16 protein-coding genes and 3 pseudogenes are annotated in these 15,907 nt (G+C 60.8%); 16 read left to right on the forward strand and 3 right to left on the reverse strand.

Translation table 11 applies throughout. The annotated features are described in order from the left end of the window. A partial coding sequence (locus NKJ17_RS20480) for a hypothetical protein (RefSeq protein ID WP_352689824.1) occupies positions 1-203 on the reverse strand: 203 nt, incomplete at its 3' end. A gap of 225 nt (positions 204-428) precedes the next feature. Here NKJ17_RS20480 and NKJ17_RS20485 point away from each other — a divergent pair. Then, positions 429-554 (forward strand): hypothetical protein, encoded by a 126-nt coding sequence (locus NKJ17_RS20485; RefSeq protein ID WP_302895698.1) that lies wholly within the window; start codon positions 429-431, stop codon positions 552-554. A gap of 241 nt (positions 555-795) precedes the next feature. Here NKJ17_RS20485 and NKJ17_RS20490 read toward each other — a convergent pair whose 3' ends face one another. Beyond that, positions 796-1,047 (reverse strand): DUF3072 domain-containing protein, encoded by a 252-nt coding sequence (locus tag NKJ17_RS20490; RefSeq protein ID WP_352689825.1) that lies wholly within the window; start codon positions 1,045-1,047, stop codon positions 796-798. A 34-nt stretch (positions 1,048-1,081) separates the two neighbouring features. Continuing rightward, positions 1,082-1,371: pseudogene (locus tag NKJ17_RS20495) on the reverse strand (hypothetical protein); the annotation flags it as partial. A 345-nt stretch (positions 1,372-1,716) separates the two neighbouring features. Here NKJ17_RS20495 and trbB point away from each other — a divergent pair. The 15 genes and pseudogenes from trbB to NKJ17_RS20570 all read left to right on the forward strand — a co-directional run bounded on the left by trbB (position 1,717) and on the right by NKJ17_RS20570 (position 15,892). Then, positions 1,717-2,682 (forward strand): P-type conjugative transfer ATPase TrbB, encoded by a 966-nt coding sequence (gene trbB / locus NKJ17_RS20500; RefSeq protein ID WP_352689892.1) that lies wholly within the window; start codon positions 1,717-1,719, stop codon positions 2,680-2,682. A gap of 74 nt (positions 2,683-2,756) precedes the next feature. Next, a complete protein-coding gene (locus NKJ17_RS20505) occupies positions 2,757-3,020 on the forward strand; it encodes a TrbC/VirB2 family type IV secretion system protein (RefSeq protein ID WP_352689893.1) in 264 nt (87 codons plus the stop codon). Next, a complete protein-coding gene (locus NKJ17_RS20510) occupies positions 3,020-3,283 on the forward strand; it encodes a VirB3 family type IV secretion system protein (RefSeq protein ID WP_352494331.1) in 264 nt (87 codons plus the stop codon). The genes NKJ17_RS20505 and NKJ17_RS20510 overlap by 1 nt, the downstream gene beginning before the upstream one ends. 10 nt (positions 3,284-3,293) lie before the next feature. Continuing rightward, positions 3,294-5,801, forward strand: a complete 2,508-nt coding sequence (gene trbE / locus NKJ17_RS20515) for a conjugal transfer protein TrbE (protein WP_352689826.1) — start codon at positions 3,294-3,296, stop codon at positions 5,799-5,801. Between the two features lie 32 nt (positions 5,802-5,833). Beyond that, on the forward strand, positions 5,834-6,547 hold the full coding sequence (gene trbJ, locus NKJ17_RS20520) for a P-type conjugative transfer protein TrbJ (RefSeq protein WP_352689894.1): 714 nt from the start codon (positions 5,834-5,836) through the stop codon (positions 6,545-6,547). 12 nt (positions 6,548-6,559) lie between these two features. Further along, positions 6,560-6,928, forward strand: a complete 369-nt coding sequence (gene trbK-alt, locus NKJ17_RS20525; RefSeq protein WP_352689827.1) for a putative entry exclusion protein TrbK-alt — start codon at positions 6,560-6,562, stop codon at positions 6,926-6,928. Continuing rightward, positions 6,925-8,294 (forward strand): annotated as a pseudogene (gene trbL, locus NKJ17_RS20530) (P-type conjugative transfer protein TrbL). Before trbK-alt ends, trbL begins: the two are co-directional and overlap by 4 nt. Then, entirely contained in the window at positions 8,291-8,977 is a 687-nt protein-coding gene (gene trbF, locus NKJ17_RS20535) for a conjugal transfer protein TrbF (protein ID WP_352689828.1), read from the forward strand. Before trbL ends, trbF begins: the two are co-directional and overlap by 4 nt. Continuing rightward, complete coding sequence (gene trbG / locus NKJ17_RS20540; protein ID WP_352689829.1) at positions 8,977-10,038, forward strand: P-type conjugative transfer protein TrbG; 1,062 nt, start codon at positions 8,977-8,979, stop codon at positions 10,036-10,038. The genes trbF and trbG overlap by 1 nt, the downstream gene beginning before the upstream one ends. After that, positions 10,035-11,249 (forward strand): TraB/TrbI/VirB10 family type IV secretion system protein, encoded by a 1,215-nt coding sequence (locus NKJ17_RS20545; protein WP_352689830.1) that lies wholly within the window; start codon positions 10,035-10,037, stop codon positions 11,247-11,249. Before trbG ends, NKJ17_RS20545 begins: the two co-directional genes overlap by 4 nt. Next, positions 11,246-11,353, forward strand: a pseudogene (locus NKJ17_RS20550) (DUF2274 domain-containing protein); the annotation flags it as partial. The gene NKJ17_RS20545 and the pseudogene NKJ17_RS20550, both read left to right, overlap by 4 nt. Positions 11,354-11,394: 41 nt before the next feature. Continuing rightward, a complete protein-coding gene (locus NKJ17_RS20555; RefSeq protein ID WP_352689831.1) occupies positions 11,395-11,682 on the forward strand; it encodes a DUF2274 domain-containing protein in 288 nt (95 codons plus the stop codon). 291 nt (positions 11,683-11,973) lie between these two features. Further along, positions 11,974-12,735, forward strand: a complete 762-nt coding sequence (locus NKJ17_RS20560) for a Tll0287-like domain-containing protein (RefSeq protein ID WP_352689832.1) — start codon at positions 11,974-11,976, stop codon at positions 12,733-12,735. After that, positions 12,732-15,524, forward strand: a complete 2,793-nt coding sequence (locus NKJ17_RS20565) for an ATP-binding response regulator (RefSeq protein ID WP_352689833.1) — start codon at positions 12,732-12,734, stop codon at positions 15,522-15,524. Before NKJ17_RS20560 ends, NKJ17_RS20565 begins: the two co-directional genes overlap by 4 nt. Continuing rightward, positions 15,521-15,892: a response regulator gene (locus NKJ17_RS20570; protein ID WP_352474820.1), complete on the forward strand. Its 372-nt coding sequence runs from the start codon at positions 15,521-15,523 to the stop codon at positions 15,890-15,892. Before NKJ17_RS20565 ends, NKJ17_RS20570 begins: the two co-directional genes overlap by 4 nt. The last annotated feature ends 15 nt before the right edge of the window (positions 15,893-15,907 follow it).

Raw genomic sequence — 15,907 nt, forward strand, 5'->3', positions numbered from 1 at the left:
GGCTGCTCAACCGGTAGCGAGGACGGCGAGCCCGCGTCGCCGGAGGAAAAGAACGACGCGGGCCGATCGAAGCTATCCGATCCGGCAGCAAAAAATATAAGGGAAAGAGTTTGCTGCCAGGGCAGACCTTTCCCTGCGCGCCGGTGTTCCATCGCATGAGTAAAAAAGCCCGCCGCACAGTTTGATGCGGCGGGGCCGATCAAGCGCTATTGCTCCAGGCGGGGGCTCGGGGTCGGGCATGCCCTGTGCGCGCGGATCACAGGGATTTAGATGCATCGGCTGCAATACGTCCACCAACCGACGGTTGGACAACACGACGCTTGATTCCGAGAACTTTCTCTCAGCACCGAAGGGGCAAGATAGTTGCCGGAACTCAGTCTTGGCGCGGCACGTTGCTAAGTCGTCGACCTTCGCAAAGGATGCATGCAATGGCGAAAGACATATCTCGCGAGGAAGAGCAACGCGGCACCGAAAAAGTTCTCTTCTGGGGCGCTGCAATCGCCCTTGTCCTTTTTGTGTCTCTGGTGACCATCGCCCTCATCGGGACGTCCTGATCTGTTTCGACAGCAGGATTGGACCGGTGGGCCGTCTTGGTGAGCTTAGGGCGGATGCCGGGCTGCTAGGCTAGAAGCCGCTCCCATCCGCCGTTTGTCGTCTCGATCCCGAGTCCAGCAGCAACGCGCGGAATTCAGAAATATTAATTGCGCGGGTCACAACTGCAGCAAAACTGTCCCAATCCGAGCCGATCGGCTGTCCTTCTCTGGAGAGGAAAAGCCACGAGAGGACGCTACAGGCCTAACTCTCCCGCAGCGCATCAATGCGTTTAGAAGCTTCCGCCTTGCTAAGGCCGTCAGCATAGGCGTCAGGCTCGTCGGCCTGTTCGGCCAGAGTTTTCAAATAGGACGCTTGTGCGGGGGTCATTGGATCATCTCCGCTGACCCAATCTTCCGGGTCCTTTTCGACATTTGCCGACGCCTCGATTTTTGGGTTGTGCCGGTCGACCATGCTCAATCTCCCTTGATGATCACCACAATGAGAAATGATCATGATTTGTTCCGCCACATTGTTAGCCTTCTCTGATCGCCGGGTGGTGGCCTTTGCCGTAGGTCAGCCAACGGTCGCCAGATCACCCAAGTCGACAGGGATGATGTTAGCCTCGATTTTGCGCAGCCAAAGATCGATCTCGGCCAACGCGTGTTCGCCGCGCCTGCTGACCAGCACCATGCGTGCCTCGAGCACGCAGGTTGCCGGGACCAGACGGATTGGGTCGGAGACCAGCGCTCGTTCCACCCTTGTTGCCTCAGGCTCGCTTAGTCGCCTGACCGGCGCCTGCCGAGCCGCTGATCCTCCGTTGGGATGCCAACCCTGAATGTCAGGCGGTCGATGACACTGGTCGATAGGTCTCGATCGGCGAAAGCGATCCGTATTGATCGACCCCGAGCTGTAAATCCGCCTTCTGGTAGATATAGCCGCCTGCTGGAGCGGCGACGTCCTATCGTGCACTGGGCTGCTTGAGCCCTCGCAATCGTGGCACCGAATTTCGCAAGTCTCTGCACGTCATGCCACGATAGTCGGTTTTACTTGTTGCAGAGCCAGTGTTCATGCTTTTTCTAATTATCCCCGAGCGCGGCACGAACCAGTCCGCCGCCAGAAACGGGGACCATCGTGGCCACCAACCATCATGCCAACAAGGGACCGGTGTCGCGCGCGACGCGCATGCTGCGCACCGCTCTCGGCCCGGCCATAGCAGCTTTCCTTGACGATCCGGCCATCGTCGAGGTGATGCTTAATCCCGATGGTCGCCTCTGGATTGATCGCCTCACCGAAGGACTTGTTGCAAGCAATGAAATACTGATCGCGGCCGACGGCGAACGGATCGTCAGGCTGGTCGCGCACCATGTCGGTGCGGAGGTGCATTCGGGCTCGCCGCGCGTTTCGGCTGAACTGCCCGGGACCGGTGAACGGTTCGAAGGCCTGTTGCCCCCTGTCGTCACGGCACCAACATTCGCCATCCGCAAGCCGGCAGTCGCGGTGTTTACGCTTCGAAACTATGTCGCGGCCGGCATCATGACCGAAGGCCAGGCTGACACCCTGCAGCTTGCCGTGGAGACACGGAAGAACGTGCTGGTGGCCGGCGGCACATCGACGGGCAAGACCACGCTGGTCAACGCGCTTTTGGCGGAGGTGGCTAAAACCGCCGAGCGCGTCGTGCTGATCGAGGACACACGCGAGTTGCAGTGTGCTGCGCCCAATCTTGTAGCGCTGCGCACCAAGGACGGTGTCGCCTCGTTGTCCGATCTGGTGAAGTCGTCGTTACGGCTTCGGCCCGACCGCATCCCGATCGGCGAGGTACGCGGCGCCGAAGCGCTCGATCTGTTGAAGGCATGGGGCACCGGTCATCCCGGCGGCATCGGCACCATTCACGCCAATTCTGCCATTGGCGCATTGCGGCGACTGGAACAGCTCGTACAGGAGGCCGTCGTTACGGTCCCACGCGCGCTGATCGCCGAAACCATAGATATCATCGCGGTTCTCGCTGGCCGTGGCGCAGCGCGCCGGCTTGTCGAGATCGCCTTGGTCGACGGGCTCGATCCGGCCACCGGCGACTACCGCACCCTGGAAGCAAATCTCGAGACCACAACGGCCCTGAATCACCACTCGCCCTATGGAGCTTCAGAATGACCCCCATTCCCTTCAATTCATCGGCTTTCCATAAGCCTGCCGTGAAGCTGTCGTATGCGGCGACCACTGCGATCATGATGATTGCACCTGCCAATGCTGCCGGTTCTTCCATGCCCTGGGAGGAGCCGCTTCAGCAAATTCTCGAATCGATCGAGGGGCCAGTCGCCAAGATTGTGGCGGTGATCATCATCATCATCACCGGCCTTTCGCTCGCCTTCGGCGACACGTCAGGCGGATTTCGCCGGCTGATCCAGATCGTCTTCGGGCTGTCGATCGCTTTCGCGGCAAGTTCGTTCTTCCTGTCCTTTTTCTCCTTCGGCGGCGGAGCGCTGATCTGATGGAGGAGGAAGTCCGTGGCTTTTTCGCGCCGATTCATCGCGCACTCACCGAACCGATCCTGCTCGGCGGCGCGCCGCGCGCGGTCGCGATTGCCAACGGCACGCTGGCCGGCGCGGTCGGATTGGGACTTCGTTTGTGGATCGCCGGACTCATCATCTGGGCGGTCGGGCATCTCATGGCCGTCTGGGCGGCAAAGCGCGATGCGCAATTCGTCGATGTGGTTCGCCGACACCTGCGCTACCCCACGCATTTCGGCTGTTGAGCTCCTCATCATGATGAACCTCGCGGAATACCGAAAGAAGAGCGCCAGCCTCGCAGACTATCTGCCTTGGGCTGCCCTGGTTGCGCCGGGCGTGGTGCTCAACAAGGACGGCAGTTTTCAAAGGACGGCGCGTTTTCGCGGGCCGGATCTGGACTCCGCCACGCCCGCGGAGCTGGTCGGCACGACCGCGCGGCTCAACGGCGCGCTGCGCCGGCTGGGCTCCGGCTGGGCAATCTTTGTCGAAGCGCAGCGCAATCCCGCCAGCAGCTACCCCGACAGCCGGTTCCCGGATTGCGCATCCGCGCTTCTCGATATCGAGCGTCGGGAACAGTTCGGAGCCTCCGGCGTGCTGTTTGAAAGCAGCTACTTCCTCACTTTCATGTGGCTGCCTCCCGCCGAGGAAGCGTCACGAATGGAGAGCTTCCTCTACGAAGGCCGGGAAAAGCCAGGCGTCGATCCCTGGGAGCTCCTGAAGACTTTTGTCGATCGCACCGAGCGCGTGCTCAACCTCATCGAGGGCTTCGTTCCCGAAGCTCGCTGGCTCGATGACGGCGAGACGCTGAGTTACCTGCACTCAACCATTTCGACCAAGCGGCATCGCGTTCGCGTGCCAGAAACGCCGATGCATCTCGACGCTTTGCTTGTCGATCAGCCGTTGGCCGGGGGCTTGGAGCCGAGGCTTGGCGATGCGCATCTGCGCACACTCACCGTCACCGGGTTCCCGACGATGACCTTCCCGGGGATTCTTGACGATCTTAATCGGCTTGCCTTCCCCTACCGCTGGTCCACGCGCGCGATCATGCTGGACAAGACCGACGCGACCAAGTTGGTGACGAAGATACGCCGTCAGTGGTTCGCGAAACGGAAATCCGTCGCCGCGATCCTTAAGGAGGTGATGACCAACGAAGCGTCCGTCCTCGTCGACACGGACGCCGCCAACAAGGCGGCCGATGCAGACGCGGCGCTGCAGGACCTGGGCTCTGACCAGATCGGCGAAGCCTATGTCACCGCCACCGTGACGGTCTGGGATACCGATCCCTCGATTGCCGACGAAAAGCTGCGTCTGGTCGAAAAGATCATTCAGGGCAGGGACTTCACCTGTATCGCCGAAGGCGTCAACGCTGTCGAAGCTTGGCTGGGCGGCATTCCTGGCCATGCCTATGCCAATATTCGCCAGCCGCCGCTCTCGACGCTCAACCTCGCGCACATGATTCCGCTTTCCGCGGTCTGGGCAGGTCCGATCGAGGACGAGCACTTTGGCGCCCCGCCGCTGTTCTTTGCCAGAACGGAGGGCGCCACACCGTTCCGGTTCAGCCTGCATGTTGGCGATGTCGGTCACACCCTCGTCATCGGCCCGACCGGCGCCGGCAAGTCGGTCCTGTTGGCGATGATCGCGCTTCAGTTCCGGCGTTACCAGAACAGCCAGCTCTTTGCCTTCGATTTCGGCGGCTCAATCCGCGCTGCCATGCTCGCCATGAATGGTGATTGGCACAGTCTCGGAAGCAATGCTGAAAGCGGGCAGGTGTCTGACGATCCGTTGCCCTTGCTCACCTTGGCCGATCTGTCGAGCGATGTCGGCACCGTGTCGCTACAGCCGCTTGCCCGCATCCATCATATACCAGAGCGGGCCTGGGCGGCCGACTGGCTTATCGATATTCTAGTGCGCGAGGGCGTACCCATCACGCCGCAGGTCAAGGAACATCTGTGGTCGGCGCTGACATCGCTGGCTTCTGCGCCGGTCCAGGAGAGGACGCTGACTGGCCTGTCCGTGCTGCTGCAGTCTTCGCCGCTCAAACAGGCGCTCGGCCCCTACTGCATCGGCGGCGCTTATGGCCGGCTGCTTGATGGCGAGCGTGAGCGTCTCGGCGACGCCTCCGTCCAAGCGTTCGAAACCGAGGGCCTGATCGGCACGGGTGCTGCTCCCGCGGTACTTGCCTATCTTTTCCACCGCCTCGAGCAGAGGATGGACGGCCGGCCAACACTGCTTCTCATCGACGAGGGCTGGCTGGCGCTCGATGATGGCGGTTTCGCCGACCAACTGCGCGAATGGCTGAAGACGCTGAGAAAGAAGAACGCCAGCGTGGTCTTCGCCACGCAGTCGCTTTCCGACATCGACGGATCGCCAATTGCGCCGGCAATAGTCGAAAGCTGCCCGACGCGGCTGTTCTTGCCGAACGAGCGCGCCATCGAGCCGCAGATCACCGAGGTCTACCGACGCTTTGGCCTCAACGATCGCCAGATCGAGATCATCGCCAGGGCGATCCCGAAGCGCGACTATTACTGTCAAAGCCGCCGCGGCAACCGTCTGTTTGAACTGGGGCTCGGTCCGATCGCGCTGGCGCTTTGCGCCACATCGTCCAAATCGGACCAGGCTGCGATCAACCGGATAATCGCCGATGCCGGCCGAGACCATTTCCTCGAGGCCTGGCTAGCAGAGCGCGGTCTCTCCTGGGCTGCCGACCTCATCCCAGATCTCACCAACGTGATCGAACAGTCCACAGAGGAGATTTCGTCATGAATTTCGTTCTTGCAGGCAGCCCTATCCGTCGCATGGCGGCAGCCGGTGCCATTGCGGTCGCGACGGCGCTGTCATCGGCACCAGCATCGGCGCTGATCGTGTTCGATCCCAGGAATTACGCCGAAAACCTGCTCTCGGCATCGCGTGCCCTGAAGCAGATCCACAACCAGATCACCTCGCTGCAAAACGAAGCGCAGATGCTGATCAACCAGGCCAAGAATCTCACGTCGCTGCCGACCTCGCTGCTTGGCCAAATTGAGGGCAATTTTTCCGAGATGAAGAGCCTGCTCGGCGAGGCCGAGAAGCTGGCCTATAGCGTCCAGGACATCGAGAGCCAGTTTACCTCCACTTACACGAATTTCGGTTCGGATCTCTCCAGCCAGCAGCTTGTCGAGGGTGCGCGTCAACGCTGGCAGACCTCGGTGTCTGCCTTCGAGCATTCGCTGAAAACCGGCGCCGTCGCCGTCGACAACATCGCAGGGACACAAGAGCAGACGAGTGCGCTGGTCAGCGCCAGCCAATCGGCTGTCGGCGTGCTGCAGGCGACGCAAGCCGGTAACCAGCTTCTTGCCGTGCAGGCCAAGCAAGTTGCCGATCTTACCGCGATGCTGGCCGCACAAGGAAGGGCCGACGCCCTTGAGCAGGCGAGGAGGGCAGCCGCGCAGGAGCAGGCACAAGAACAGTTCAGCCGTTTCATGACGGGCCGCAGCTACAGCCCGTCATCCGTAAGAATGTTCCACGACTGAGGCGAAGACCGCATGGATCTCAAGATCGCCGCCCGGATAACAGCCGTTCTTGCACTTGGCGCCGCCATGACCGCCGCCTTCATGGTGCTGCGCGGCGACGGCTCGCGGGACGCGTCCTCCCCGCACTCCGCGCATCCGGGCGGCGAGCCGGCAAGAGTCGAACTTGGCCGATGCCGGGACATTGGCATTGCGGCGATTGATGACGACGCCTGCAGGAAAGCCTGGGCTGAAGGCCGCCGACGTTTCCTGCGACCATCCCGCCCGATCGTGCCAAACGTGGCTCCGTCGATCGAAAAGGACCCGAGCCGGGTGCCACCGCTCCAATGGCCAACGCCGCCTTTCGCGGAAGACCGGCCCTATCCGGAAACGGTGGCGCCATGAACGACACCGGGGTGATTGATCGCTTCCTCGAGACTTTCACTCGCTACATCGATTCCGGCTTTGGTCTGCTCGGTGGGGAAGTTGCGTTTCTCACTTCGACCCTGATTGTCATCGACATCACACTGGCCGGCCTGTTCTGGGCCTGGGGTGCTGATGAAGACGTGCTGCACCGGCTGGTGAAGAAGACGCTCTACATCGGGTTCTTCGCCTTCGTCATTGGCAACTTCAACCGTCTTGCCGGCATCGTTTTCGAGAGCTTTTCCGGGCTCGGCCTGAAGGCTGGAGGCTCGGCACTTTCAGGCTCGGCATTGCTGCAGCCAGGCCGCGTTGCGCAAGTCGGCATCGATGCCGGCAATCCGATCCTCGAGGCGCCAGCCAATTGATGGGCTACGTCTCGTTCTTCGAGAATTTCGTCCAGATCGTAGTGCTGATGATCACCTGGGCGATCGTATTGATTGCGTTCTTTCTTCTGGCTGTCCAGATCTTCGTCACACTGGTCGAATTCAAGCTGACGACGCTTGCCGGGTTTGTGCTGCTCCCCTTTGCGCTGTTCAACCGGACCACTTTCCTTGCCAAAAAAGTGCTCGGCAACATCGTTGCCTCCGGCGTCAAGATCCTGGTCCTTGCCGTCATCGTCGGCATCGGCTCGGGCCTGTTCGGCGAGTTCACCCAGGGCTTCGGCGCTGAGCAGCCCACTATCACGGATGCGCTGTCGCTTGTCCTGGGCGCTCTGTCGCTGATGGGGCTGTCGATCTTCGGTCCCGGCATTGCGACGGGGCTGGTCTCTGGTGCCCCGCAATTGGGCGCAGGTGCCGCTGTTGGCACGAGCCTCGTCGCTGGCGGCCTTGGCGTGGCTGGCGCTGCGGGTGCCCATGCTGCAATAGGCGGTGCTGCAGGCGCGCTCAACGCCGGTGGGCGTGTATCGGCAGCAGCCGCTCGCGGCGGCGCACACCTGGCCGGCAGCACTTCGGCCGCCTGGGAGCTTGGCGCAGGGACATCTGGAAGAGGTGGTGCAGGCTCAGTCGCCGCCGGCATGGCGGGTATCGCAAAGGTTGGTGCCAGCGCTGCCGTTCAACCCGTCAAGCAGGCGATGTCACGCGCCGCGTCAGCCCTGTCCGACAGCTACGAGGCCGGCCGCTTTGCGGCTTTGAATGCGGCGAGTGGAGAGCAATCGTCGCGAACGGCTTCCTCCGGTGAATGGCCGACCACCGAAGCCAGTGCCGACTCTGCGCCCGCATGGGCAAAACGCATGAAACGCAGCCAGGCTATGAGCCATGGGGCCAGCATCGCCGCGCATTCGATCCACTCGAGCAATGATAGCGGCGGCTCGATGAATGTTTCCCTCGATCAGGACGACCGCCGATGAACCTCTTTCGACGCCCTTTTGTTCGTTACGGAAAAACGCCTCACCCTGAGACGCCATATCAGCGCGCAGCCCAGACTTGGGACGAGCGCATCGGCTCGGCTCGCGTCCAGGCGAAGAACTGGCGGCTGATGGCCTTCGGCTCGCTCGTCCTGGCCGGCGGTTTTGCATCCGCATTGGTCTGGCAATCGACGCGCGGCTCAGTGGTTCCCTGGGTGGTTCAGGTCGACAAGTTTGGCGAGGCGCAGCTTGTCGCCCCGGCCGTTGCCGACTATCGGCCGACCGATCCGCAGATCGCGTGGCATCTGGCCCGCTTCATCGAACAGGTCAGAAGCATTCCGGCCGACCCTGTCATCGTTCGCCAAAACTGGCTGCGCGCATACGATTACACCACAGACCGCGGCGCCATTTCTCTCAATGATTATGCACGCTTGAACGACCCGTTTGCCAAATTAGGCAAATTCCAGATCGCGATCGAGGTTTCCAGCGTCATCCGTGCTACGCCCGATTCCTTTCGCGTCGCCTGGATCGAGCGCCGCTACGAGAATGGCAACCTGGCCGGCAGCGAGCGCTGGACTGCAATCCTCACAATCGTGATTCAGCAACCCCGCGACGCTGACCGGCTCAAAGCCAATCCGCTTGGCGTCTATGTCAACGCCATCAGCTGGTCGAAGGAGTTTTCATGATGCGTGCAGCACCAACAAGAACGTCGGCGAGACCGGCCACGCGCAGTGCGCCCAAGGCACGTAGGCTTGCCCTGGCACTGCTGTCGGCAACAGCGCTCGCCGGGTGTGCATCGAAGAAATACATTCCGCCGCAGATCGCCTATGACGATCCGGTGCCTGCCGTACGCACGGTCGACCCACCTGGTCCTGTGAAGGTAGTGGAATTGCCGAAACCGCTTCCGCTTCCAGGTCAGTTGAAACCGGTCGAGGCCACTAAGGTGAAGCTGGAGCCCACCGATCCGAAGCAGCGGATCAGCCAGGCCAATGAGGCAGCAAGAATGCAGCCGGTTCGCGACGGCTTCGTCAACGCCATCCAGCTCTATCCCTGGAGTGAGGGCGCGCTCTACCAGATCTATGCCGCGCCCGGCCAGGTCACCGACATCGCCTTGCAGCCCGGCGAGCAGCTCGTCGGCTCCGGGCCTGTTGCCGCCGGCGACACGGTGCGCTGGATCATCGGCGACACACAAAGCGGGGCAGGGGAGCGCCAGCAGGTCCATATTCTTGTGAAGCCGACACGGCCGGATCTGCAGACCAATCTCGTCATCAACAGCGACCGCCGCACCTATCATCTCGAGCTGCGCTCGACCGAAAACACCTACATGGCCTCGGTCTCCTGGCAGTATCCGCAGGACCAGCTGATTGCGCTGCGGCGTCAGAACGCGCAGGCTTCCGCCGCTCAGCCGGTCGCCTCCGGCGTCGACATACAGAAGCTGAATTTCCGCTATCGCATCGAAGGCGACACGGCGCCGTGGCGGCCGCTTCGCGCCTTCGACGACGGTGCAAAAGTCTACATCGAGTTCCCGTCAGGCATAGGGCAAGGCGAAATGCCGCCGCTCTTTGTCATCGGTCCATCCGGCGGCTCGGAACTGGTCAACTACCGTGCTCGCCAGAACTACTACGTTGTTGATCGGCTGTTTGCCGCCGCTGAATTGAGGCTCGGCGACAAAACAAGCGAAAAGCGCGTTCGCATCGTGCGCACGGACGGCAAACGAACCTGGCCCAGCACGAGGCTGTTCCGATGAGCGACCTTGCGAATGCACCCAACCAGGACATACGAGCGGAACTGCGCCTGCGGCCCGAACCGGCCAGGGTCACCCGACTGTCGCGCAAGGTGCTGATAGGCGTTGGTGGAGTTGCCAGCGCTGCGATCCTCGGCACGTTGATTTGGGCGCTCGACACCAGACAGCGCGGAACCGAACAGCCGGCCGAGCTCTTCACCACCGAAAACCGCCCAACGGCCGACGGGCTTCAGAAGCTGCCGAAGGACTATGCCGGGGTTCCGCAGCTCGGCCCCGCTCTGCCTGGCGATTTGGGCCGGCCGATCTTGCGTGCCCAGGAGCGTGGCCAGCCGGTTGGGGCGTCCAACATCAGTGCACCGCGCGCCGATCCGGAAGAGCAGCGCCGACTGGCCGAGATCGAGTCCGCACGCGTGGCGAAGCTCTTCACCGACACGAACACGAGAGCTGGTCCCGCTCGACAGGGTACTGGCAGCAGAGTCGTAGAACCGGACACCCAATCTGGTCTGACTCTGCCCCCCGAGCCGCCACCGATCGATCCTGGTGCCGCGCAAAACATGCAGGATCGCAAGCTTGCCTTCGTCAATGCCGAGCCAGACCGTCGCACCGTCAGTCCCAATCGGCTCGCCGAGAAGGCCTCGCCCTATGTGGTACAAGCCGGCACAGTCATTCCAGCTGCCCTTATCACGGGCATCCGCTCCGACTTGCCCGGCGAGATCACCGCTCAGGTCACGGAAAATGTCTACGACAGCCCAACGGGCTCATACCTTCTGATCCCGCAGGGTGCGAGGTTGATCGGCCAGTACGACAGCCATGTCGCCTTCGGCCAGTCGCGCGTGCTGCTGGTCTGGAACCGGCTGATCATGCCGGACGGCACCTCGATCGTGCTGGAGCGCCAGCAGGGCGCAGACGCTGAAGGATTTTCCGGGCTGGAGGACGAGGTCGACCATCATTGGGGCCAGATGTTCCGGGCCGCAGCACTCTCGACATTGCTGGGCATTGGGACATCGCTTGGGTCCAGCCACGACGAAAGCGAAATCGCCAAGGCCATCCGCGAAAGCGCGCAGGATTCAGCCTCCGATATTGGCCAGCAGATCGTACGCAATCAACTCAATGTCCAGCCTACGCTCACCGTGCGGCCCGGTTTCCCGGTTCGCGTGATCGTCAACCGCGACCTTGTTCTTTTGCCTTACGGCACGCCGAAGGATCCGTCATGACCAAGCTGAAACTCTCCGCTCTTCCCGACGACCGTCCAGTCAAGATCACGGTCGAACTGCCTGCCGCCGTTCATCGCGACCTTGTCGGTTTTGCCGATTATCTGAACAGTCAACATGTCCTTGTCTCACAAGCAGGAGGTGAACAGTGCCAGATCTGAGGCTCGGTCGGCTGCCGAAGGTTGGTGTCGTCCGCATTACCATCATCCTGCCGGAGCCTCTCAAGGAGGAACTCGATCAGTATGCGGCCGAGCACAGCCGGCTCTATGAACCCGTGGACACCGCTGCCCTGATTCCGCACATGCTGGAAGCCTTCGTCGGTTCGGATCGCGGCTGGCGCAGCCGTAAGGCGAAGGCCGGCCGTGCCCGTCAACGAGGGGCGTCTCCAGCCAGCAGTATGACGCGAAGCGGTGCTGAAGGTGATGGCTCTGCCTGAAGCTGTCGTAATGGCTTTACCCTAAGCGGAATACCGGTTCCGGTCCTAAGCGGAAGCTCGCTTGCTCCGGGCCAATTCACGGCCATGACCCAAGCCGTCATCCAGTCGTCGAAGCTGTGGGTTAGCAATGGGGTGGTAACGGACGTTCGACGGATGGGTTACAACCCAGGGACGCTTCGGAACAGACGGCGAATATTTCGTTCCCTCCTTCCCTGAGCTTCGAAGTTTGTCGCTGCCTCCCCGGCCTTATCGTGCTATGCTGCTAGCGGCCTTCCTTGAAGGGAAACGGAAATGTCCGGCATGTCAACGTTGACGCGGACTTTCATTGCCGCTGTTCTTGTCGGCTGCGCGTTTGTCGTGTCGTTTGCCTTCGGAGCGGGAGTTACCGAGGATGTCGTGACAGGAACGCGACTCGCGGAATTGCTCCGTGCGGGGCGAAGCATCATCTCGAACTATCAGACGCTCATTAATGATCCTGCAATTGGCGACAAGCACCTCGACGGTGAGCGCATTACGAGAGAGGCCATCGCCGCATACTCAAAACACACCGGCAACGACCCGCTTTCCGGCGAATTGAACGAGCGCGACCGGCGTCTGCTTGAGGTCCAGATTGAGGCGATGCGAGAGGTGGTGGACGAACAGCAAGATAACATCAACCGCGCGGGAATCGCTTTCAAGGGTTTCGTGCCAGCGGTGTTTGCTCGTCTGATGAATGACAAGTTCGGCGCCAAGGCCGGCAACGAAGCTCGAGTGCGCGTGACTGCGCCAGAGCAACTCGTGCGTAACCGCAAATCGCTTCCGGACGCCTGGGAAGCACAGATCATCGAAAAGGTCTTGCTGGATCCGCAGAGAGCGAAGGGAGAAGCCTACACGGACGTCACAGAGGTGGATGGACGCCCGGCATTTCGAATGCTGCTGCCCGAATACTATACTGGATCGTGTCTTTCCTGTCACGGCGAGCCGAAGGGCGAGATCGACGTGACAGGATATCCAAAGGAGGGCGGCAAAGCGGGCGATCTGGGAGGCGCGATCAGCATCGTCTTGTTCAAATGAGCGCTTTGGAACAATCATCGCACCAAGTGGAAGCCGTATCGGCGCCGGCGAGGCCACTTGCGCGTAGCTTCGCCAATCTGCCGATTTCGGCCCGCATAGCTGCGCTGACAGCGGCCGGCCTTATCAGCCTCATCGTATCGTCCATCTTTCTCACACAGGCACTTTATCGCAGTGCAGATCGAACCGCGGAGACCAAGGCATTTTTCGACGTCGCGTCCACTGCGGCTACGGCCCACGTAACATTCGGCGAATTGCGATACTGGCTGACTGATTTGTCAGTTAGCTTATTGATGAATTCCCAGCGCAATGCCGAGCAGGCGCGCGAGCGACTGCTGGCACATCTGGACCGCCTTTCGAAATCATCACCGGATGCGGTCAGGGAAATCCGTGTTGAGATCGATGCCTATGTCAAAACTGCCTTACAAGCGGCAGACAGCTATACTCAAGACAACCGCATCATCGGCAACACTCTCCTCGCCGAGGCGCGCACCCATAGCGCAAATGTGGATGCCGCGCTTAACAAACTCGTCGAACGAGCGAGCGCCGAGGCAGAAGCCGCTCGCAACGAGGTCGTAGCAGAAACCCAGAAAACGGCAACTACCGCTGCCGTTCTGGTGGCCATCGTGGTGATGATCGGATCGCTTCTCACCATCCTTGTTCTTCGCTCGATCATCGGGCCGTTGCGGCGGTTGAACTGGGTGATCGGAAATCTGACGGAAGGACGCTACGACGTCGAAATACAGGCAGAGGGAGGGGACGAGCTCGGCGCGATGGCGCGGACCCTTCGGCTTTTCCGGGCGAGCGCAATTGAAAAGCAAAGACTGGAAGATGAGGCGGAACGTCAAAGACGGACGATCGCAGCGGCACTCGAGGCGATTTCTGACGGATTTATCCTGTTCGATTCGGAGGACAAGGTCCTTCTTGCCAATAGCAAATACTGCGAAATCTTTCCCGGCAATGAGCGAGCTACTCTTCCTGGGCAAAGCCTTCAGGATATTCTGAAAGGACGCTTGGCGAGCGGGCACGTCGACCTTGAGGGCGCGTCGCCGGAGGAATGGATTGCGAAGAGGCTGCGTATCCAGAAGGATCCGGCAGGCTTCGTCCACGAGGGTCGCTTCGGAGAACGCTGGGTCCGCGTCAGCAAACGAAAGACCCCCGACGGCGGGACCGTCGCCGTTTACACCGACATCACGGAACTGAAGCAGAGAGAGGTCGAACTCGAGCGGGCCAAGAGCCATGCTGAAGCGGCAAATGAGGCCAAGAGCAGCTTCCTCGCGTCCATGAGCCACGAGCTACGCACTCCACTGAACGCGATCATTGGCTACAGCGAGATGCTGATCGAAGAGGCGAGTGACGAGCAAATGAACGAGTTCGTCCCAGATGTGGAAAAGATCGCCGGGGCCGGTCGCCATCTCCTCGCGCTCATCAACGACATTCTCGATCTGTCGAAGATCGAGGCAAATAAGATGGAAAATTTTCTGGAGACTTTCGACGTCGCCGACTTGTTGCGCGATGTCCAGGCTACAGTCGCGCCACTGATGGCGAAAAACCGAAACAGTTTCGTGCTGGACCTCGCAGGCGACCTCGGGAAAATGCATTCGGACCAGACGAAGTTGCGTCATAACCTCTTCAATTTACTCAGTAACGCGGCCAAGTTCACAGAAGTGGGCCGTGTAACGCTGGCGGTTCGACGCAACAGGAGATCGGACGGAGACTGGCTAATATTCACGGTGTCGGACACCGGGATCGGGATGACGCCGGAGCAGCAAGAACGGCTCTTTGACGCTTTTATGCAAGCAGACGCGTCCACCACGCGCAACTATGGCGGAACGGGATTGGGCCTTAGCATAACCCGGAGTTTCTGCCGAATGATCGGAGGCGTTGTAACGGTCAGGAGCGAATTCGGAAAAGGCTCGACCTTCACAATGGAGATTCCAGCCGAGTGCAACGAGGAATCTAGCGAGCAGCGATCCGCCGAACCGCTGTCGTCGAGGCCGTCGGACAAGGCGGTTCTGATCATCGATGACGAACCTGCCGCCCGAACCCTCATCGCCAGGGCTTTGGCAGAGGCGGGACTGGCGTCGATCGAAGCAGCAAGTGGCGAGGAAGGAATAGCCGCTGCGCGAGCGCATCGCCCCGTCGCAATCGTTCTCGACATTATCATGCCGCATCAGGACGGCTGGTCAGTGCTGCGCTCGCTGAAGAGCGACAAGGAGCTCTGCGAGATTCCAGTAATCCTTGCGACGATACTTGCAGATCGCGAACTCGGCCTCTCACTCGGTGCGGTCGAATACCTGACGAAGCCGATCGACACGCGGAAGCTTGTTCGAACAATAGAGGCTTGCGGCAATGGTAACCGCGATGTGCTTGTTATTGATGACGATCAAGCCTCCCGCGATTTCCTTCGGCGTATTCTGGTCAAGAAGGATTGGCGGGTTCACGAGGCAAGCGATGGCCTGCGCGGCCTCAAGCTGATGAAGCGGTTGTTGCCGCGTCTGGTCCTGCTTGATCTGCTGATGCCCGAAATGGACGGATTCGAGACCTTGAACGAAATGCAGCAGGTGCCCGAGCTGCAGAACATTCCGGTCGTCGTCGTGACTTCCAAGGATTTGTCGGCGGACGAGCTCAAATGGCTTCGCGACAGGGCGGTCGCGGTTGTTACCAAGGGCGCAAACAGTCGGTCTCAGTTGGTCGAGGCCCTCGAGCGCCAGATATTCCCACTTGGATCGACAGGTGCCAACATTGCCGATCGCGGAACCGCCCCCATGGCTGAAGGAAGCCTAGGATGACGAGGATCCTTCTCGTAGAAGACAACGAATTGAACCGCGACATGCTCTCGCGGCGGTTGTCGCGGCGTGGGTTCGAAGTCCTAATTGCGGAAAACGGACAGTCGGGCGTGGAACTCACCGTTTCGGAAAGGCCGGATCTCATCCTCATGGATATGAGCTTGCCGGTCATGGACGGGTGGGAGGCGACCCGGCGGATCAAGGCTGATCCGGCCACCTCCGGGATCCCGATCATTGCGCTTTCTGCGCACGCGATGGCCAGCGATCGCGAAATGGCGCTCGAGGCCGGCTGCGATGACTACGATAGCAAGCCGGTGGACCTGTCGCGACTTGTCCAGAAAATTGAACAATTGCTTGCGGGGAATCGATGAGGCCCAGGTCGACGG

It is taken from the genome of Mesorhizobium sp. M0208 (genome assembly GCF_040322015.1).
In the GTDB taxonomy this organism is placed as follows: domain Bacteria; phylum Pseudomonadota; class Alphaproteobacteria; order Rhizobiales; family Rhizobiaceae; genus Mesorhizobium.